This is a genomic window from Streptomyces bambusae (assembly GCF_019400985.1).
GTDB classification, from domain to species: Bacteria; Actinomycetota; Actinomycetes; order Streptomycetales; family Streptomycetaceae; genus Streptomyces; species Streptomyces bambusae_A.
Genome location: NZ_WTFF01000156.1, coordinates 1 through 17,314, shown reverse-complemented (window position 1 = coordinate 17,314; position 17,314 = coordinate 1). Strand labels below are relative to the sequence as shown.

14 protein-coding genes, 2 tRNA genes and 1 pseudogene are annotated in these 17,314 nt (G+C 73.3%); 9 read left to right on the top strand and 8 right to left on the bottom strand.

Annotation, left to right across the window (positions count from 1 at the left end):
• The 3 genes from GPJ59_RS21240 to GPJ59_RS21230 all read left to right on the top strand — a co-directional run.
• Nucleotides 1-189, top strand: a 189-nt coding sequence (locus GPJ59_RS21240; RefSeq protein WP_219668815.1) for a hypothetical protein, incomplete at its 5' end; no start/stop codon positions are given.
• Nucleotides 180-1,811 (top strand): hypothetical protein, encoded by a 1,632-nt coding sequence (locus tag GPJ59_RS21235; RefSeq protein WP_219668814.1) that lies wholly within the window; start codon nt 180-182, stop codon nt 1,809-1,811. The genes GPJ59_RS21240 and GPJ59_RS21235, both read left to right, overlap by 10 nt.
• Nucleotides 1,808-3,145, top strand: coding sequence for an AAA domain-containing protein (locus tag GPJ59_RS21230; protein WP_219668813.1), 1,338 nt, complete (start codon nt 1,808-1,810; stop codon nt 3,143-3,145). The genes GPJ59_RS21235 and GPJ59_RS21230 overlap by 4 nt, the downstream gene beginning before the upstream one ends.
• 77 nt (nt 3,146-3,222) lie before the next feature.
• On the opposite strand, the gene GPJ59_RS21225 is transcribed toward GPJ59_RS21230, so the two are convergent.
• Complete coding sequence (locus GPJ59_RS21225; protein ID WP_219668812.1) at nt 3,223-3,705, bottom strand: MarR family winged helix-turn-helix transcriptional regulator; 483 nt, start codon at nt 3,703-3,705, stop codon at nt 3,223-3,225.
• Between the two features lie 112 nt (nt 3,706-3,817).
• On the opposite strand from GPJ59_RS21225, the gene GPJ59_RS21220 reads away from it, so the two are divergent.
• The 4 genes and pseudogenes from GPJ59_RS21220 to GPJ59_RS21205 all read left to right on the top strand — a co-directional run bounded on the left by GPJ59_RS21220 (nt 3,818) and on the right by GPJ59_RS21205 (nt 5,754).
• Nucleotides 3,818-4,381: an NADPH-dependent FMN reductase gene (locus GPJ59_RS21220; RefSeq protein WP_219668811.1), complete on the top strand. Its 564-nt coding sequence runs from the start codon at nt 3,818-3,820 to the stop codon at nt 4,379-4,381.
• Nucleotides 4,382-4,565: 184 nt separating this feature from the next.
• On the top strand, nt 4,566-4,910 hold the full coding sequence (locus GPJ59_RS21215) for a hypothetical protein (RefSeq protein WP_219668810.1): 345 nt from the start codon (nt 4,566-4,568) through the stop codon (nt 4,908-4,910).
• 173 nt (nt 4,911-5,083) lie between these two features.
• Nucleotides 5,084-5,690 (top strand): annotated as a pseudogene (locus GPJ59_RS21210) (bifunctional DNA primase/polymerase).
• Nucleotides 5,681-5,754 (top strand) — tRNA-Lys (locus GPJ59_RS21205). The pseudogene GPJ59_RS21210 and the gene GPJ59_RS21205 overlap by 10 nt, the downstream one beginning before the upstream one ends.
• Before the next feature lie 66 nt (nt 5,755-5,820).
• On the opposite strand, the gene GPJ59_RS21200 is transcribed toward GPJ59_RS21205, so the two are convergent.
• On the bottom strand, nt 5,821-7,056 hold the full coding sequence (locus tag GPJ59_RS21200; RefSeq protein ID WP_219668809.1) for a M6 family metalloprotease domain-containing protein: 1,236 nt from the start codon (nt 7,054-7,056) through the stop codon (nt 5,821-5,823).
• Nucleotides 7,057-7,401: 345 nt separating this feature from the next.
• Here GPJ59_RS21200 and GPJ59_RS21195 point away from each other — a divergent pair, with 345 nt between their 5' ends.
• Nucleotides 7,402-9,216 (top strand): putative bifunctional diguanylate cyclase/phosphodiesterase, encoded by a 1,815-nt coding sequence (locus GPJ59_RS21195; RefSeq protein WP_219668808.1) that lies wholly within the window; start codon nt 7,402-7,404, stop codon nt 9,214-9,216.
• A 132-nt stretch (nt 9,217-9,348) separates the two neighbouring features.
• Here the strand turns inward: GPJ59_RS21195 and GPJ59_RS21190 are convergent, their stop codons facing one another.
• Nucleotides 9,349-11,055 carry a glycosyl hydrolase family 18 protein gene (locus GPJ59_RS21190; RefSeq protein ID WP_219668807.1) on the bottom strand — a complete coding sequence of 569 codons (1,707 nt, stop codon included), beginning with the start codon at nt 11,053-11,055 and terminating at the stop codon, nt 9,349-9,351.
• 263 nt (nt 11,056-11,318) lie between these two features.
• Nucleotides 11,319-12,398, bottom strand: coding sequence for an LLM class flavin-dependent oxidoreductase (locus GPJ59_RS21185; protein WP_219668806.1), 1,080 nt, complete (start codon nt 12,396-12,398; stop codon nt 11,319-11,321).
• Nucleotides 12,399-12,717: 319 nt separating this feature from the next.
• On the opposite strand from GPJ59_RS21185, the gene GPJ59_RS21180 reads away from it, so the two are divergent.
• On the top strand, nt 12,718-13,476 hold the full coding sequence (locus tag GPJ59_RS21180) for an IclR family transcriptional regulator (protein ID WP_219668805.1): 759 nt from the start codon (nt 12,718-12,720) through the stop codon (nt 13,474-13,476).
• 110 nt (nt 13,477-13,586) lie between these two features.
• Here the strand turns inward: GPJ59_RS21180 and GPJ59_RS21175 are convergent.
• The 4 genes from GPJ59_RS21175 to GPJ59_RS21160 form a co-directional block, all read right to left on the bottom strand.
• Nucleotides 13,587-13,660: transfer RNA gene (locus GPJ59_RS21175), tRNA-Lys, on the bottom strand.
• A 108-nt stretch (nt 13,661-13,768) separates the two neighbouring features.
• Complete coding sequence (locus GPJ59_RS21170; RefSeq protein ID WP_219668804.1) at nt 13,769-15,475, bottom strand: AMP-binding protein; 1,707 nt, start codon at nt 15,473-15,475, stop codon at nt 13,769-13,771.
• Between the two features lie 51 nt (nt 15,476-15,526).
• Nucleotides 15,527-16,135 (bottom strand): lytic polysaccharide monooxygenase auxiliary activity family 9 protein, encoded by a 609-nt coding sequence (locus GPJ59_RS21165; protein WP_219668803.1) that lies wholly within the window; start codon nt 16,133-16,135, stop codon nt 15,527-15,529.
• Nucleotides 16,136-16,365: 230 nt separating this feature from the next.
• The coding region (locus GPJ59_RS21160; protein WP_219668802.1) for an SPFH domain-containing protein at nt 16,366-17,314 on the bottom strand (949 nt) is incomplete at its 5' end.

Here is a 17,314-nt window from a genome sequence, read left to right as displayed (position 1 = left end):
GACGACCCCACGGCGGCGGCGCTGCGGCGCGCGGCCCGGCTGCGCGCCGAGGCCCTGGAGGCGGCCGCCGCGAGGCAGGCGGCGTACGAGGCCGAGGAGGCGTACGACGTCGACGAGGCGTACGACGTCGAGGCCGGGTACGAGGTCGCGGCCGGGTACGAGGTCGCGGAGGCACCCGTATGTCGTTGATGGCCACGCTGGCCCGGCTGGAGGCCGTCCGCGCGCAGCGGGCCCAGCCGCTGGCGACCGTACGGCACCGGCACCTGTCCGACCGCCCGCTCGTACTCGTGCCGCTGACCACGGCCGGTGAGGCGGGGGCCCCGCTCGGCGCCCTGGTGGGCACCGACCGGGACGAGCCGCGGGTGCTCGTCGTACCGCAGCCGCGCGACCGCGATCTGCGCTGGGCGTTCCTGGCGGACCTGGCCGCGCAGGTGATGCCGTACATCGAGGCGTACGCGGACGTGGTGGAGCCGGCCCAGCGCACCGAGACCGACCCGGAGAGCGGCAAGCGGGTCAAGGTCGAGACCGAGCTGTGCGTGGACGCGCCGCAGCTGGTCGTGCCGAGCCGGGCGGGTATCGAGTACGTACGGCTGCTGGGGCGCTCGATGCGGTTCCGGCGCACCGCGGAGGAGGACCCGGACCATCCGCATCCGGTGCCCACTCAGGTGCCGCTGCTGGGGCGCTGGTTCACCCACCTCGGCGAGCGCTCCCGGGTGCCCGGCTCCTCGATGCTGCAGTCGGCGACGGACCTGCTGTCCCGGCACTGGGCGACCGGCCAGAGCAGTCTGGAGGACCAGCACCTGGGCGCGCTGCTGGAATGGATAGACCCGCCTGCGGGCGAGTCGGGCGCCGAGCGGGCGGTCCGGGCGGAGCTGGCCCGGGACGCGCACGGGCAGCTGCTGGTGCCGCCGGCCGGTCCGGCGACCGACCCGGTGTTCGACAACAAGCTGCTGGCGCCGGCGATGGCGGCCTTCGACGCGGCCAGGGCGCGGGAGCCGCAGGACGCGGCTGCGGTGCGCGCGGCCGAGGAGGCGGTGCGCAGCCTGGTCACGGCGCAGATGGCCGCCACCTGGCGGGCGGTCTGGCGCGCGATCGACCTCGTACGCGCCCTGCCGCCGGGCGAGCGCACCGAGGAGCGCTGGACCCGCGACCGCTGGTCCTACACCGGCCACCGGGACCGGGTGCGCGCGGGCGAGCCGCCGCAGCCGCGCCGCGACGACGCGGTGACGGCGGCGCAGAAGCTGGCCGTCCGGGAGACCGAGCAGGCCCGGCTGGACGCGCAGGAGGCGCTGGACGACCCGCTGGTGATGGCGGGCCGGCGGCTCGCGGGCGAGGCCTTCGAGGGCGAGGTCACCGAGGTGGTCATGGAGTGGACCGAGTCGAAGCGGCCCAGTCCCCGCCCGCTGGTGACGGTGGCCACGCAGGACGTGCCGCAGCTGGCGGAGGCGGGCGGCGGCAAGGTGTACCGGGCGGTGGACGGCAAGGCGCAGTCGGCCGAGTTCGTCGGGTACGTGGGCCCGGCCGGGTCCGTCACCGCCGCCCCCGCCGCCGGTCCGGCAGGGGTCGCACCCCAGGAGGGCGCCCTGCTGGTGCTGCGGCTGCTGGACAGGATGGGCCGCGGCCGGGAGCCCGAGCCCGGTTCGGTGCCGGAGAAGGGCGACCGGGTGTGCTGGACCCTGTTCGAGCACGACGCCCGGGGCGGACCGAAGCTGCCCGATCCCGAGCACACGCCCTGGACCCACGGCGGACCGCCCGGTTCGGCGTCCGCCACCGCCCCCGCCGACCCCGTGACCGACGAGGACCTCCTGTGACCACGACCGCGTTCGACCCGGGCGCGGCCGCCGCCCGGGCCACCGAGGCGATCCTGCACGACACCCTGCACGGCACCGAGCGGGGTGTGGTCGTCGACTCCCCGCCGGGCGCCGGGAAGTCCACGCTGGTGGTCCGGGCGGCCCGGGAGCTGGCGGCGGCCGGGCGCCGGCTGATGGTGGTGGCGCAGACCAACGCGCAGGTGGACGACCTGGTGCTGCGGCTGGCCGAGAAGGACCCGGAGCTGAAGGTCGGCCGGCTGCACAGCAGCGACGGCGACGCCTACGACCCCGCGCTGCGGGAGCTGGGCTCGGTGACCCTGTCGGCGAAGCCGGGGGACCTCGCGGAGCTGCCGATCGTGATCTCGACGGCGGCGAAGTGGGCGCACACGCAGGGCGTGGAGCCCTGGGAGCACGCCATCGTGGACGAGGCGTACCAGATGCGCTCGGACGCGCTGCTGGCCGTCGCCGGGTTGTTCGAGCGGGCGCTGTTCGTGGGCGACCCGGGCCAGTTGGACCCGTTCAGCGTGGTCGGGGCCGAGCAGTGGGCGGGGCTGTCGTACGACCCGTCGGCGTCGGCGGTCTCGACGCTGCTGGCCCACAACCCGCACCTGCCGCAGCACCGGCTGCCGGTGTCCTGGCGGCTGCCGGCCTCGGCGGCGCCGCTGGTCTCGGGCGCGTTCTACCCGTACACGCCGTTCCGCAGCGGTACGGCTCACGGCGACCGCCGGCTGTCCTACGGCGTACCCGCGGACGGCTCCGGGCCGGACCGGGTGCTGGACGAGGCCGCCGAGGCCGGCTGGGGCCTGCTGGAGCTGCCCGCCCGGCACACCCCGCGTACGGACCCGGAGGCCGTACGGGCGGTGGCGCTGGTGGTCCGGCGGGCGCTGGACCGCGGAGCGGTCACCCGGGACGAGCAGTCCCTGGACCCGCGCCCGCTGTCCGCGGACCGGATCGCGGTCGGCACGGCCCACCGCGACCAGGCGGCCGCGGTGCGCGCGGCGCTGGCGGAGCTGGGCGTGGCGGGGGTCACCGTGGACACGGCGAACCGGCTCCAGGGCCGGGAGTACGACCTCACCGTGGTCCTGCACCCGCTCTCGGGCCGCCCGGACGCGACGGCCTTCCACCTGGAGACCGGCCGCCTGTGCGTGCTGGCCTCCCGGCACCGGCACGCGTGTGTGGTCGTGGCGCGCGCGGGCATAGCGGAACTGCTGGACGAGCACCCGGAGACGGAGCCGGTCCAACTGGGCGTGACGGTGAAGTTCCCGGACGGATGGGAAGCCAACCACTCGGTGCTGGCCCACCTGTCCGAACACCGCATCACCTGGCGCCCCTGACCCCAGCCCGACCCGGGCCGACTCGCCGGACGGAGTCCGGCACCCGCCGGAGGCGGGCGAAGAACGCAGTGCCTGACTCAGCCGCAGGGCGGCGCGTCCGCGCGGCGGGCCGTGATCGTGTCGCCCAGCTGGATCAGCGCCTCCAGCTGGGCCGGGGTGAGCAGGTCGAACAGGTGGCGGCGGACCGATTCCAGGTGCGCCGGGGCCGCCGCGCCGATCGTGCCGAGGCCGGCCTCGGTGAGCACCACTTCCGCGCCGCGGCCGTCCGCGACGACCTCCTCGCGGCGCACGAGGCCGCGCTGTTCCATGCGCGTCAGCTGGTGCGAGAGCCGGCTGCGCGACCACAGCAGGTGCTCCGCGAGCCCGCTGATCCGGCGCCGGCGGCCCGGGCACTGGCTGAGCATCGACAGCACGTCGTAGTCGGCCTCGGAGAGCCCGCTGTCCTTGCCGAGATCGCGCGCGATCTCGGCGTTGACGAGCGGGAAGATCCGGCGCCACGCACACCAGGCGCGCATCTCGTCCTCGGTGAGCCAGTGGGGCTCGGGGGCTGCGTCGCTCATGTGAACCACTGTAGTCACGTGGATGACATGTCATCTACATGGTTGACACGTCACCCACTCTCGGGTTTAGATCGGTGACACATCAACTACTAACCCGCTTCGGAGGCCTCGCATGCCCCGCCTGCTCGTCCTGTCCACCAGCACCCGCCCCGCCGCCGCCGGCCGCCCCCTCGCCGCCTGGGTCGCCGAGACCGCCCGTACGCACGACGGCTTCAGCGTGGCCCCGGCGGACCTCGCCGAGATCGACCTGCCCCTCCTGAACGAGCCCCAGCCGGCCGCCACCGGCGTGTACGAGCACCAGCACACCCGCGACTGGAGCGCCCTGGTCGCCGGTGCGGACGCCGTGCTCTTCGTGCTGCCGATGTACAACGGCAGCTTCACCGCGCCCGTGAAGAACGCCGTGGACTACCTCTACAAGGAGTGGCAGGGCAAGCCCGTCGGCCTGCTCAGCTACAGCGCCGGCCCGACCGGCGGCGCGCCGGCCGCCGAGGCGCTGGCCGGGGTGCTGAACCGGGTCGGCACCCGGACCGCCGAGCGGCGGCCGGCCGTCCCCGGCATCGCCGGCCTGGTCGCCGACGGCGGCTTCACCGCGCCCGAGGGCCTCGCCGACGAGGTCACCGCACTCCTCGACGAGCTCGCCAAGCTGGTCGCCCAGGAGCCCGTCGTCACCGACTGACCCGCCGACCGCCCGCGTACGGCGCCCACGGGCACCTTCGGCACCCACGGCGGCCGCGGCGATCCCGCGGCCGCCGGGCACCACCCGGGGCGCTCTTGCGCGGCGTTGGACAATGGAGGGTGGCCCGGAGCAATCAGGCGCGAGCAACGACGCGAGCGACAAGGCGAGCAGCAGGAGGACACGGATGGCAGAGCCCGAGCGGACCGAGCGGAGGCTGCGGCCGGCGCCGCTGCTCTTCGAGCCCTCGGAGGCTGCCGCGGACCCGGAGCACTTCTTCGACCTGGAGTCCATCGAGGACCCCCTCGAACTGCTGACCCGCGCCACCGAGCTGACCCTGGCCTTCCGCGCGGCCCACGACCGGGCCGTGGAGTTCCAGGCCCTGGCGGCGGCCCAGCTGGCCGATCCGAGCCGCTTCGACCGGCTGCCCACGGCCGAGATCGCCGAGCAGGCCGACTGGACCGAGGACTACGCCCGCAAGATGATCGAGTTCGGCGAGGAGCTCCAGCGGGGCACGGTCGAGCCGCAGTAGCCGCCGGGCCCAGGGCGGCCGCGCGGTGGGCGCAGCCGCGTTCGGGCGTACGGCAGCCCACATTCGGGCATATGCGCGGGTCAAGATACGCGAGGACCCCCCGCCCTGTCCTCGTTTCCGGTAACTCGCCGAAACGGAACGTGTACGACCGGTAGACCTGTGGCATGACGACGATGACGACGGACACCGGCTGCCCCGCGCGCGAAGCCGGCGACGCACGCGACGCCGCACCCGCCACCCACGTCACCCCGCAGGGCGCCGCCTGGCTCGCGTCCGCGGCGCCGTACCCGCGCAGCACACTCGCGCAGTGGCAGGCGCGCCCCACCGCCCCGGCCGTGCTGCCGTGCGGAACGGCTTTCGACGTCGTCAACGTCCCCGTCGTCTTCGGGCGGCGGATGCTGGACCTGCTGTGGCACGACGGCCCGGGCTCCGGGCCGGTCGCCGTGCACCGGGGCCGGATGCTGCTCTTCGCCACCGTGGGCACCGCCCACCGGCTGCCGTCGCTGCTGGACTGGGAGGAGTGGGGCGGCTCCGTGCCGGCACCCCTGTGCCACGGACACGGCGACGCCGTGACCGTCCCGCCGCTCACCTGCGGACCGGGCCCTTCGCGCTGGCTGGTGGCCCCCGACACCCGGCTGCCCTGGCTTCCGGGGACGGAGGCGCTGCTCTGGGCCTGCGTCCGGGCCGCCCGTACGGGCCCCGGGCGCGGACCTGCGGATATCGATTTTTCGTTCCGCCGGTCGGGGTGCTAATGTCTACGACGTCAGCAGGCGCCGCTAGCTCAGTTGGTTAGAGCAGCTGACTCTTAATCAGCGGGTCCGGGGTTCGAGTCCCTGGCGGCGCACCGACGGGAGAAGACCCCCATTCGAGAGAATGGGGGTCTTCTTCGTCTTCCCGAGCCCACCGGCCGCTACGTGGTGATCTTGACCGTGTACGCGCCCGACGGCGTACGGTCCGACACCTCGACCCTGACCCGCTCCCCCGGCACCGTGAACGCCTCGCCGACCTCCAGCGGCGCGTCCGCCAGCGGCGGGTACACCGAGCGGTCCCAGCAGGCCTCGGTCTCCGGGTGCGCGTCCAGCACCTCGATGGGGCCGCCGCCGGACGAGGCCTCGTTGCGCACGCGGTAGATCAGCACGCCTTCGGTGCAGGTGTCGCCGTCGTTGCCGGCCGAGCCGCGCGCCTCGACGGCGATCGCGCTGCCGGGACCGGTCCGGACGACCGCCAGCCGGGTGCCTCCGCCGCCGCCCGGCAGCGGGGGCTCGCCCAGCGGTTCGAGGGTGTGCAGGGAGGAGCCGCTGCGGACGCAGTCCACCTGCTGCGGGCCGAGCCAGCCCAGCTTCCACTTGTGCCAGGCGAAGAGGTCCGGGGACATGCCGAACTGGCTGCCCATGACGTCCCAGTCCCCCACGTACGTGTCCCAGTCGCCCTTGCCGTCCGTCGGCCGGTGGTAGAGGTCGGGCAGGTCGAAGACGTGGCCGGTCTCGTGGGCCAGCACGTTGCGGTCCGGGGGGTGGCGCTCGAAGACGGTGACGATGCGCCGCAGCTCGGTGCCGTCGGCGCGGATCGGCCGGTCGAAGTTGACGACCTTGGTGGCGTCGGAGTCCACACCGGGGGCGTCCGGGTCGGCGACGAAGTACACGACGTCGTACGCGGAGAAGTCCACCGTCCGGTCCGCCGTGGTGACGGCGTCCCGCAGGTAGGCGGCCCGGTCCTCGGGGGCCCAGTCGCGCTGTATCCGGTACTCGGTGGAGGTCTTCGGCATCTGGATCCACGCCGGCTGCGGGTGCGGGGCCAGGCGGAACTTCCCGTACGAGGCGCGCTCGAAGAACTCGCTGGTCGCCGGGAAGTAGTCGGCGGTGATCTCCTGCGGCGTGACGCGCGGGCGGGAGTCGGGGAAGGACAGGAAGACCATGACCGCGTCCAGGGTGCGCACCGGGCGGGGGTAGGCGCCGTTCCACGTGTCGAGCCCGAGGGAGTGGTGGGCCGCGGTGCGCGCGAGGGCGCACGGCCCGGCCCCGGAGTCGGCGACCGCGGGCCCCGCGACGAGCGACATGGCGGCGAGTGCCGTCAGGGAGGTGAGGGCCGCCGCGGCGCTGCGGACGCGGTCGCGCTCCACTCCCACGAGTGTCTGCTGTCGCGGCACATCGACCTCCGGCAGGGGTTTTTGGCGTAACTCCTCCACCTTGCGCGGACTTTGCCGGGTATGCCCTGTTCCACTGCCCCACACGAGTGAGGGCCCGGCGCGACAGTGACCCCCGGCCTTCACGTCTTCGCCTACAGAACGTCACGGCCGATCACGCGAGATCAGGCGCGGCCTCCGGGCGCTCAGAGCTGCGCAGAAACGATCGGCCGGGTGCACGGGGACGAACCGTCACACTGGCGAAGTGCGGCGCACAGAACGGCGACGCCGCTGGATAGCCCTGTGCGGCAGCCTCTATGATCGGCACACTTTCCTGCGCGGACATCACGAGAACTGCGGGAGCGAACGGTGAGCGGAACCTCAGAGGGAACCGGTTCGGCGGCCGAGAGCATCCGACCGGCCACTACGGAGCGTTACGTTCCGGTCTCGGCGGCGCCGTGCAGGACCGACTCCGACCTGCGCGATTTCCGGGCCGCGTTCAACGCCGCCCACCTCCCGATGGCCCTCGTCGACCGCGAGGGCCTGGTCGTCGCCGCCAACGACGCCCTCGCGGGGCTGCTGGGCACCGCGCCGCACGCGCTGGTCGAGCAGCAGGCCGCCGACCTGGTCGACCTGGCCGCCGAGACCCGCACCTGGCAGGCGTACCGGGAGGTGCTGCGCGGCCGGCAGGCGCGGCTGCGCTGCACCCGCCGCCTGAAGCATCCTGACGGGCACTCGGTGTGGACCGAGGTCACCCTGGGACCCGTACCCGGTACCGGCGACGTCCTGCTGTCCGTGGCGGACATCAGCGACCGGCGCGACCTCCAGGCCCGGCTGCGGCACCTCCAGATGCACGACCCGGTGACCCGGCTGCCCAACCGGGCGCTGTTCTTCGAGCGGCTCCAGGCCGCGCTGGAGGCCTCCTCCTACGAGCACGGCGGCACGGGCCGGATCGGGCTGTGCTACCTGGACCTCGACGGGTTCAAGGCGGTCAACGACACCCTCGGCCACCGGGTCGGCGACCGGCTGCTGACGGCCGTGGCCTCCCGGCTCACCCAGTGCGCGGACCAGGCCGGGTACGGGCGCACCGGCGGGCACCTGGTGGCGCGGCTCGGCGGGGACGAGTTCGCCCTGCTGGTCGAGGACTCGACGGGCACCGAGCAACTGGCCGACCTGGCCCGGTCCGTGCTCGCCGCGGTCCAGGAGCCCTTCGACCTGGCCGGGCAGCGGCTGTCGGTCTCGGCCTCGATCGGGGTGGTGGAGCGGGCGGCCGCCGGGACCTCGGCGACGGGGCTGATGCAGGCCGCCGACACCACGCTGTACTGGGCGAAGGCGGACGGCAAGGCCCGCTGGACGCTGTTCGACCCGGAGCGCAACGCCCACCGGATGACGCGTCAGGCCCTGTCCTCGACCCTGCGGCCGGCGGTGGAGCGGGACGAGTTCGAGCTGGAGTACCAGCCGCTGGTGGACCTGGAGAGTGGGGCCGTACGCGGGGTGGAGGCCCTGGTGCGGTGGAACCACCCGCAGTTCGGCACCCTGACGCCGAATCGGTTCATCGGAATTGCGGAAGAGGACGGGTCCATCGTCCAGCTGGGGCAGTGGGTGCTGCGCACCGCCTGCCGGCAGGCCCGGCGCTGGCAGATCGAGCATCCCAGCGACTCGCCCGTCTTCGTGTCCGTGAACGTCGCCGTGCGCCAGGTGTGGGACTCCGACCTGGTGGGCGACGTGGCGGAGATCCTCGCCGACACCGGGCTCGCCCCGCAGCTGCTCCAGCTGGAGCTGACCGAGTCGGCGGTCATGGGCTCGGCGGGGCGGCCGCTGCAGGCCCTGCAGGCGCTCAGCGACATGGGCGTACGCATCGCCATCGACGACTTCGGCACCGGTTACTCCAACCTCGCCTACCTCAGCCGGCTGCCGGTCTCGGTGCTGAAGCTGGACGGGTCCTTCGTCCGCGGCTTCCGCTACGAGGAGGGCACCCACCCCAATCCGGCCGACGAGACGATCGTCGAGGCCATGGTCCAGCTGGCGCACCGGCTCGGGCTGACCGTGACCGCCGAGTGCGTGGAGACCGCCGGGCAGGCGGCCAGGCTGCGCCGGGTGGGCTGCGACACCGGGCAGGGCTGGCTGTACTCGCGCGCGGTGGCCCCGGAGCGCATCGCCGAGATGATCACGGCGCGCACGTAGCAGGGCCTCGCGGACGGGCCCGTAGCAGCCCCGCCGTGGCGGCGGTGGCGGCGTGGCGCCGTGCCGACGGATCCGCCCCCGGTCCGCTACGGGATCGGGGGCGGTCCGCGCTCGGCGCAGGGTGGGGGGAGATCAGCAGGCGCCGAGGTCCTGCCAGACGCCCCACTCACCGGTGGTGCCGGGCTCCTCGTTCTGCGTCCACCACTTGGCCTTCCAGCTGTGGCCCTTGTGCGACACCACGCTCCCGCCGGTGTACACCGTGCCCGCGGCGTACGCCGGGGCGGTGCATGCGCCGGGCGTGGTGGGCGGGGTGGTCGGCGGCGTCGTGGGCGGCGTCGTCGGAGGAGTCGTCGGCGGGGTGGTCGGCGGCGTGGTCGGCGGCTGCGTGGTGCCGCCGAGGGCGTCCGAGATCTGGTTCAGCAGCGTGGTGCCCTCGTCCAGGCCGAGCAGCGAGTACATCATCGCGCCGGCGAGGCCGCGCTGCTTGCCGTAGTCCACCCGGGCCTGGACGGACCTCTGGTTCAGGCCGGTGAAGAACTCGCCGTCCTTGTAGAAGTACGAGGCCTTGGCCTGGTCGTCCCAGAAGGTGGTCGCCGGGTTGTCGACGATGCCGCCGAGCTCCTTGTAGTGGGCGATGCCCGCCTGCTGGCTGACCGGCCGGGCCCCCGAGGGGCCGGTCGCGGTCTGGGCCAGGCCGCCCGCGGCGCCTGCCGGGACGCCCTTCCAGCCGCGGTAGTAGAACTCGTAGCCCAGGGTCAGCTTGTTCGCGGGGAAGCCGCCCGCGATGCCGTAGGCGGGGTTGCCGTCGATCCAGGAGTCGATGGCGTTGTCGATGCTGTACTTCTGGGTGCCGGGGGCGATCGGGTCGGTCGGGTCGGCCGCGGAGGGCAGCAGCGGGGACTGGTGGTACGTCGGCCCGTCGCCGTCCCAGGCGCCGTGCATGTCGTACGTCATGATGTTCGCGTAGTCGAGGTACGCGCCGATCTTGTCCGTCTCGATGTACTTGATCTTGTCCTGGCCGGCCGGGAGGGCCGCCGTCAGCAGGTACTTCTTGCCGCCGTTTGCCGCTCCGTACCCGTCGAGCTGCTCGCGGAACTCCTTGAGCAGGAGCGTGAAGTTGGCCTTGTCCTCGGGGCCGTAGTGGTTGCCGAGGTGGCCGCCGGAGGAGCCGGGGTATTCCCAGTCGATGTCGATGCCGTCGAAGATCCCGGCCGCGGTGCCGGGGCCGCCGAAGCCGCCCTCGACCGGCAGGTTGCCCTTGATGTACTGGTCGATGCAGGAGCTGACGAACTTCTTCCGGCTGGCGTCGGTCAGCGCCGCGTCGTGGAAGTACTTGGAGTAGGTCCAGCCGCCCAGCGAGATGTTGATCTTCAGGTGGGGGTACTTGGCCTTCAGTTCCTTGAACTGGTTGAAGACGCCCACGATGGGCTGGTCCCACTTGTCGGCGACGCCGTCGACGCTGTCCGCCGCGCTGAAGGACTTCTGGTAGTCGGCGTAGGAGTCGCCCGCGCCGTCACCCGCGCTGGGGTTGTTGTCGTCGCCCGCCGCCTTGTTCGCCTCGAAACACGTGAGGTTGGTGGGGTGGATGTTGCCGAACGAGTAGTTGATGACGTCCAGCTTGCCCGCTATGCCCCGGGTGTCGAGATGCTTGGGATAGAAGGCGTTCCCGTACACGCTCCACTGGTCGTAATAGGCGATGCGCACCCCGCCGGCGGCGGCCGTGGCGGTGGCGGTGGCATCCGCGGCCTGGGCGGTGCCGAGGCTCGTGAAGGCGCCGAGCGCACCGGCGGCCAGCGCGGCCGTGGCGGCGGCCGCGACGAGGGATTTACGGATGTGCATGAACAGCCTCCGGGAGTGGGAGGGGAGGATGTGACAGCCCGGGTGGGAGAAGTGTTAACGATCTCGCGGTGCGGTCGTCAATGGTTTGAACCAAAGAAGGACTAGACCACTTCGGCCATACTTTCCCAAGTCAGGGGCCTGAAGACACATCAGAAGCCGCTCGCCACCCCCGGTGACGAGCGGCTTAAGACTCCCTTGAGGAGGCCCGGCGCGAGGTTTCGGCAAAGAACCAGCCATATCCCGTTCGCGCGCCGTTCGCAGGATCAGACGCCTTCGAAAGCCATCCCGTACGCATCTGCGACGAGCTCGTACGAGCGCAGCCGCGCGGCCCCGCTGTGCGCGGCCGCCGTCAGCATCAGCTCGTCGGCGCCCGTCCGCTTCGCCAGGTCGTCGAGTCCGGCGCGCACCTCGTCGGGGGTCCCGTGCACGATGTCGGCCATCCAGGCGTCCGCGAACTCCCGCTCCAGCGGGGTGTACGCGTACGCCGCCGCCTCCTCGGGCGTCGGCACCAGCCCGGGCCGGCCCGAGCGCAGCCGCAGCATCGACAGGGCGCCCGCCCGGACCTGGGCGCGGGCGGCCGCGGCGTCGTCGGCGGCGAGCGCCGACACCCCGATCACGGCGTACGGGGCGTCGAGCAGCCGGGAGGGCCGGAAGCTCTGCCGGTACAGGTCGAGCGCGGGGAGGGTGCCCGCCGCCGAGAAGTGGTGGGCGTACGCGAAGGGCAGCCCGAGTTCGCCGGCCAGCCGGGCGCTGAAGCCGGAGGACCCCAGCAGCCACACCGGCGGCCGGGACACCGGCCCCTGCACCGGGCCGGGCACCGCGTGCACCCGGGCGTACGGATGGCCGTCGGGGAAGTCGTCGTCGAGGAAGCGTGTGAGCTCCGAGAGCCGCCGGGGGAACTCGTCCGCGGCCTCGTCCAGCCGCCCGGGCCCGCGCAGCGCCGCGGCGGTGCGGCCGTCGGTGCCCGGCGCCCGGCCGAGCCCGAGGTCGATCCGCCCCGGTGCCAGCGCCTCCAGGGTGCCGAACTGCTCGGCGACGACGAGCGGGGCGTGGTTGGGCAGCATGACCCCGCCCGAGCCCAGCCGGATGCGGGAGGTGTGGGCCGCCAGGTGCGCCAGGATCACGGCCGGGGCGGAGCTGGCGACGCCGGGCATGGAGTGGTGCTCGGCGACCCAGTGGCGGTGGAACCCCCGGGACTCGGCGAGCCGGCTCAGCTCCACGCTGGTGCGCAGGGAGTCGCGGGCCGTACTGCCGCTGCCCACGGTGACCAGGTCCAGCACCGACAGGGGGACGGGCGCCGAGCCTCTGGCCGTCCCGCGGATGCTGTCGCCGGCGTCACTCATCGTCTGGTTCTCCTCACCGCTGCCGTCCGTACGCCGGCCACTGCCGTCCGTACGAAGAGGTCGAACAGTCGCTGCCGCGCAGGCATTCCCGCACCGCACGGAGGCACGACCCGCGGGGCGCAGAGACCTTGCCACGGCTCGCCGAGGGCCCCGCCGGGATTTCACCCGGACGTGGCGCATGACCTTGGCATATGCCAGTGGAGTAGCCACAGGCCCGGGGGCTTGATTGAGCCATCAATCTCATCAACAGGCGCTCCACATGGGCCTCTTGATGGCTATCGTGGTAGAGCAAGCGGTAACAACCTGGTAGGGGGAAACCGTGGCGCTGAAGCCCGAGCCGACCGCGCCGTTCCACTCGGTGCAGTACGCCCTGCGCGTACTGGAAACGATCGGACGGCACGCGGGCGGCGTGACCGATGTACAGATCGCCCGCGAAACCGGCCTGCCCGCCGTGCATCTCGCCCCGATGCTCCTGATGCTGCGCCGGGAGGGATACGTCCTGCAGGTCTCGGACGGCGCCTATGCGATAGGCGACTCGCTCGTGCTCCTCGGATCGGGCTCCGACCGCCAGCAGGCCCTGCACGACAAGCTCCAGGAGACGCTCGACCGGCTGCGGGACTCGGTGGGGGCCGCCGTCTACATCAGCCGGTACGTGGACGGCGAGGTCAAGATCACGCAGTTCGCCGACAGTCCCCGCACCCCGAAGGTGCACGAATGGGTCGACTTCCGCTCGGCGGCCCACGCCAGCGCCGTCGGCAAGTGCCTGCTCACCCAGCTCGACATCAACGGCCGGCGCGACCACATCTCCCGCCACAAGATCGCCCGCCTGACGTCGAAGACGATCGTCAACGAGCGGGTCCTGTTCTCGAAACTGGACTCCCAGCCCGCCACCGTGCCGGTGCTGGACCTCCAGGAGTACGCGGTGGGCACGGTCTGCGCGGCGGTTCCGATCACGGCCGGGGCCTCGGTGGGCTGCCTGGCACTGTCGATGCCGGTCGAGCACGCGCACCGGCTGCGGGCCGCGGCGGACACCTTGAACCGCAAGGCCGCGCCACTGCTGCTGTCGCTCACGCTCTGACACGCGGGGAAAGCACGGAGAACACGACGACACGGGAACACGAGAACACGGAAGCATGGAAAACACTCAGGGCGGTCACCGGTGAACCGGTGACCGCCCTGAGCTTCAGGTGCGCCGCCAGGGACTCGAACCCCGGACCCGCTGATTAAGAGTCAGCTGCTCTAACCAACTGAGCTAGCGGCGCCTGCTGACAGAGAAAATACTACCTGGTCCCGAGGGGTGCTCGTGACCACCCCCGCCGCACCCGCCACCCGAGCCCCGCGGCCAGCCGTCAGCGGTCAGCGGTCAGCGGTCAGCGGCCCAGCAGCGGGGTCCGGCCGTGCCGCTCGTACGTCGCGAGCAGCTCCCGCTCGGCCTCCGCGTCGAGCCGGGTCCAGCCGGGCGCCCCGGGCGGGCGGTGCCAGACGGGGTCCGGCCGGCCGGGGACGCCTCCCGCCGGCAGCCGGGGCAGGAAGCCCGCGCGGCGCAGCGCGACCCGGTGGACCTTGGTCGTCGCCGTGACCGGCATCGCGTCCAGGACGCGGACGTAGCGGGGTGCCATCTTGGTGCCGAGGTCGGGCTGGGCCGCCAGGAAGGCCGCGAAGGCGTCGGGGTCGAAGACGGCGCCGTCGCGCAGGACGAGCGCCGCCATCACCTGGTCGCCGGCCACCTCGTCCGGAACGGCGTACACGGCGGCGGCCGCGACGTCCGCCCAGCGCGCCAGGATGTTCTCGATCACCGCGGCGGCGAGGTTCTCGCTGTCCACCCGCAGCCGGTCGTCGCTGCGCCCGGCGAAGTAGAGGAACCCGTCGGCGTCGCGGAAGAAGAGGTCCCCCGTCCAGTACCAGCCGTCGCGAGTGCGGGCCGCCTCGGCCTCGGGGTTGCGCCAGTAACCCTCGAAGAGGCTGCGGCCCCGGTTGACCAGCTCGCCGATCGCCTCGGATCCGTTGACCAGCCGGCCGTCGGGGTCCAGCCGGGCGGGCGGGCACTCGGCGCCGGTCTCCGGGTCGACGACGGCCAGGTCGTCCCCGTCGGAGGCGCGGCCGAGCGACCCGGCGGGCGTGTCCGGGGTCAGCTGGACGGAGGCGCCGCCCTCGGTGGCTCCGTAGCCCTCGACCAGCCGCACTCCGAAGCGCTCGGCGAACCGGGCGGCGTCGACGGGCCCCGCCTCGGTGCCGAAGCCCAGGCGCAGCGCGTGGTCGCGGTCCTCGGGGCGGGGCTCGGTGGCGAGCACGTACTGCACGGCCCGGCCGACGTAGGTGAAGTACGTCGCGCCGTGCGCCCGTACGTCGTCCAGGAAGGCGGAGGCGGAGAAGCGGCGGCGCAGCGCGACGGCGGCGCCGCCGGCCAGGGCGGGCAGCCAGTCGGCGATCACCGCGTTGCCGTGGAACATCGGCATGCAGATGTAGTGGACGTCGTCGGGGGTGACCTGGAACCGCCGGGCGAGCGCGTCCCCGGCGGCGGCCAGCCGCCCCTGGGTGCAGATGGCGGCCTTCGGCGCGCCGGTGGAGCCGGAGGTGAAGTAGAGCAGCAGCCGGTCGGCGGGCCCCGGGGCGCGGCGGGCCACGTCGTGCGGGCGGGCCTGCGCGTAGGGGGCGAGGAGGCCGGCGTACTCCTCGCCGTCGGTGACCAGGACCGTGACCCCGGGCAGGTCGAAGCCGTCGAGGAGCGGCAGGTGGGCCCGCTCGGTGACCAGCACCCGGCAGTCGGTGTGCAGGATGTCCCGCGCGAGCTCGGCGCCGCGCCGGGTGGGGTTGATCCCGGCGACGGCGGCCCCGGCGAGGGCCGCCGCGCCGAGCCACAACGGGAACTCGGGGGTGTTGTCGAGCAGCACCCCCACGTGCGGTTCCGCGCCACGCGGCAGAAGGTCGCCCAGGAGCGCGGCGCGGACGGCGGACTCCTGGGCGACCCGGTGGTGGCTGAGGACGGCATCGCCGTACCTCAGCCCGGGCCGGTGGTCGCCCCACTGCGCTGTGACGAGCTCCGCGACGGTGGCGGGTGACGGGGTCCGTGTCGCCATGCCGCGGAGGATAACTGACGCTGCGTCAGATTTGAATGCCGGAGCGGAACGTCAGAACTGGACGTCCGAGCAGGCGTAGAAGGCGTTGCCCGTGTCGTTGATGGTCCAGACGGCCAGGATCAGGTGGCGCCCGGACTTCCCGCTCGGCAGGGTGCCCTGGTGGGTGGTGGTCATCGGCGGGCGGGCCCCGTTGTAGGCGACGGTGAGGAAGGGCTGCGACTCCAGGGCGGCGCGGGTGAGGGGCTTGGTGGGGTCCCAGCCGTTCCTGGTGACGTAGTACTTGAAGTCGGTGGTCGAGTGGTTGGCGGTGAACTGCCACCGGAAGCTGTGGCTCTGCCCGCTGGTCAGCCGGGTGGCCGGCCAGGTGCCGCCGCGCGGGTCGTCGAGCTGGGCGAACTGGCCGAGGCCGGCCGAGCAGATCCTTCCGTCGGCCGGCCCGGCGGCCGGGAAGCCTTTGGGGCCCTCGACGCTCTGCGGCTCCCACTGGATCGGGCCGCAGTCGGGCACGGCCTTGTTGGCGCAGAGCTTCTGGCGGCTGATGGGGCTGTCGGTGTAGCCGTGGCTGGTGGCGACGGGAGCGACGGCGAGGGATATGCCGGCTATGACGCCGAGGCCGAGCGCGGCGGTGCCGGCCCGTCTGGCGGTACGGGTCTTACGCATGGGGCTCCTTGAACGTGGGGGGAGTTCGGTGAGCGCGCGCGGGGTGGGGATTCGGGCCGTTGCGGCGACCATTGCGGCGGCCGTTGCAGCCGTGGCGGCCGTGGCGGCCATGGCGATCTTCCGGCCGTTGTTGCGGCCGGTCGGGCGCTTCGAGCACTTCAGGTCTAGACCAAGTCCCAGAGTATTGACGGCAGTTGACGATGTCCATACGGACGGCCGGACGCGGTGGACTACTCGGCGCGGCCGGTGTAGAAGGCGACGGTCAGGTCCTTGACGAGGGCCTTGCGCTCGTAGTCGTCGAGCTCGACCAGACCGCGGCTGGTCAGCCGGTTGACGGTGTCGTCGACCGCGTCCACGACCGAGGTCAGCACGCTGTCCCGGTGCTTGGCGTCGATGGCCGCGACGCGGCGGCGCTGCATGGCTGCGGCGACCTCGGGGGCGTACTCGATCCGGGTGGGCTGCGCGGAGTAGACCTCGATCCCGACGGCCTCGGTCTCGGCGGCCAGCATGCGGGTCAGCGCGGCACCGACGGCCTCGGCGTCGCGCAGCGTCGGGGCGTCCTCGTGGAAGGCGTCGGCCGGCAGCTGCGACAGGACGCGCGCCATCACGGACTCGACCTGCTCGGAGAGGTACGCGGTGTGGTCGGCGACCGCGAGGGTGGCCCGGGCGGTGTCCCTGACCTGCCAGACCACGTGGACGACCACCCGCAGGGCGAGGCCTCCGGCGTCGACGGCGGGCATCGGCTCGCTGCGCCAGTGCCGGATGCGCGTGTCCACGCGGCGGCGCAGGAGCAGCGGGCTGACCCAGAGCAGCCCGGTCCGGCGGACCGTGCCGCGGTAACGGCCGAACAGGGTGAGCACCCAGGCGTGGCCGACCTTGCCACGGCCGAGGCCGCCGAGGGCGAGCAGCGCGAGGGTGCCGAGGAGGGCGAGCGGGGGCCAGTGGTACGCGCGCAGCCCGGAGTAGGCACGGGGCGTCGCCCCGAACGCCGTGACGAGGGCGGGGGGCAGCAGCCCGACCCGCCAGAGCACGGCGGCACAGCCGGCGAGCGCAACGGCACCGACGGCAAGGCCGACCCCGCCGGGCAGCACGGGCCCACGCTGCTCCCGCAACCGCGCGTCACCGCGCGGGACGCGGGGGGCGGGGCCAACGCCGGCCGCGGGGCGGGCGGGGGGGGGG

Bases quoted from the DNA above. Each gene is read 5' to 3' on its own strand.
- GPJ59_RS21235 (WP_219668814.1), top strand. From the start codon at position 180: ATGTCGTTGATGGCCACGCTGGCCCGGCTGGAGGCCGTCCGCGCGCAG.
- GPJ59_RS21225 (WP_219668812.1), bottom strand. From the start codon at position 3,705: ATGAGCGACGCAGCCCCCGAGCCCCACTGGCTCACCGAGGACGAGATG.
- GPJ59_RS21220 (WP_219668811.1), top strand. From the start codon at position 3,818: ATGCCCCGCCTGCTCGTCCTGTCCACCAGCACCCGCCCCGCCGCCGCC.
- GPJ59_RS21215 (WP_219668810.1), top strand. From the start codon at position 4,566: ATGGCAGAGCCCGAGCGGACCGAGCGGAGGCTGCGGCCGGCGCCGCTG.
- GPJ59_RS21190 (WP_219668807.1), bottom strand. From the start codon at position 11,055: ATGCACATCCGTAAATCCCTCGTCGCGGCCGCCGCCACGGCCGCGCTG.
- GPJ59_RS21185 (WP_219668806.1), bottom strand. From the start codon at position 12,398: ATGAGTGACGCCGGCGACAGCATCCGCGGGACGGCCAGAGGCTCGGCG.
- GPJ59_RS21170 (WP_219668804.1), bottom strand. From the start codon at position 15,475: ATGGCGACACGGACCCCGTCACCCGCCACCGTCGCGGAGCTCGTCACA.
- GPJ59_RS21165 (WP_219668803.1), bottom strand. From the start codon at position 16,135: ATGCGTAAGACCCGTACCGCCAGACGGGCCGGCACCGCCGCGCTCGGC.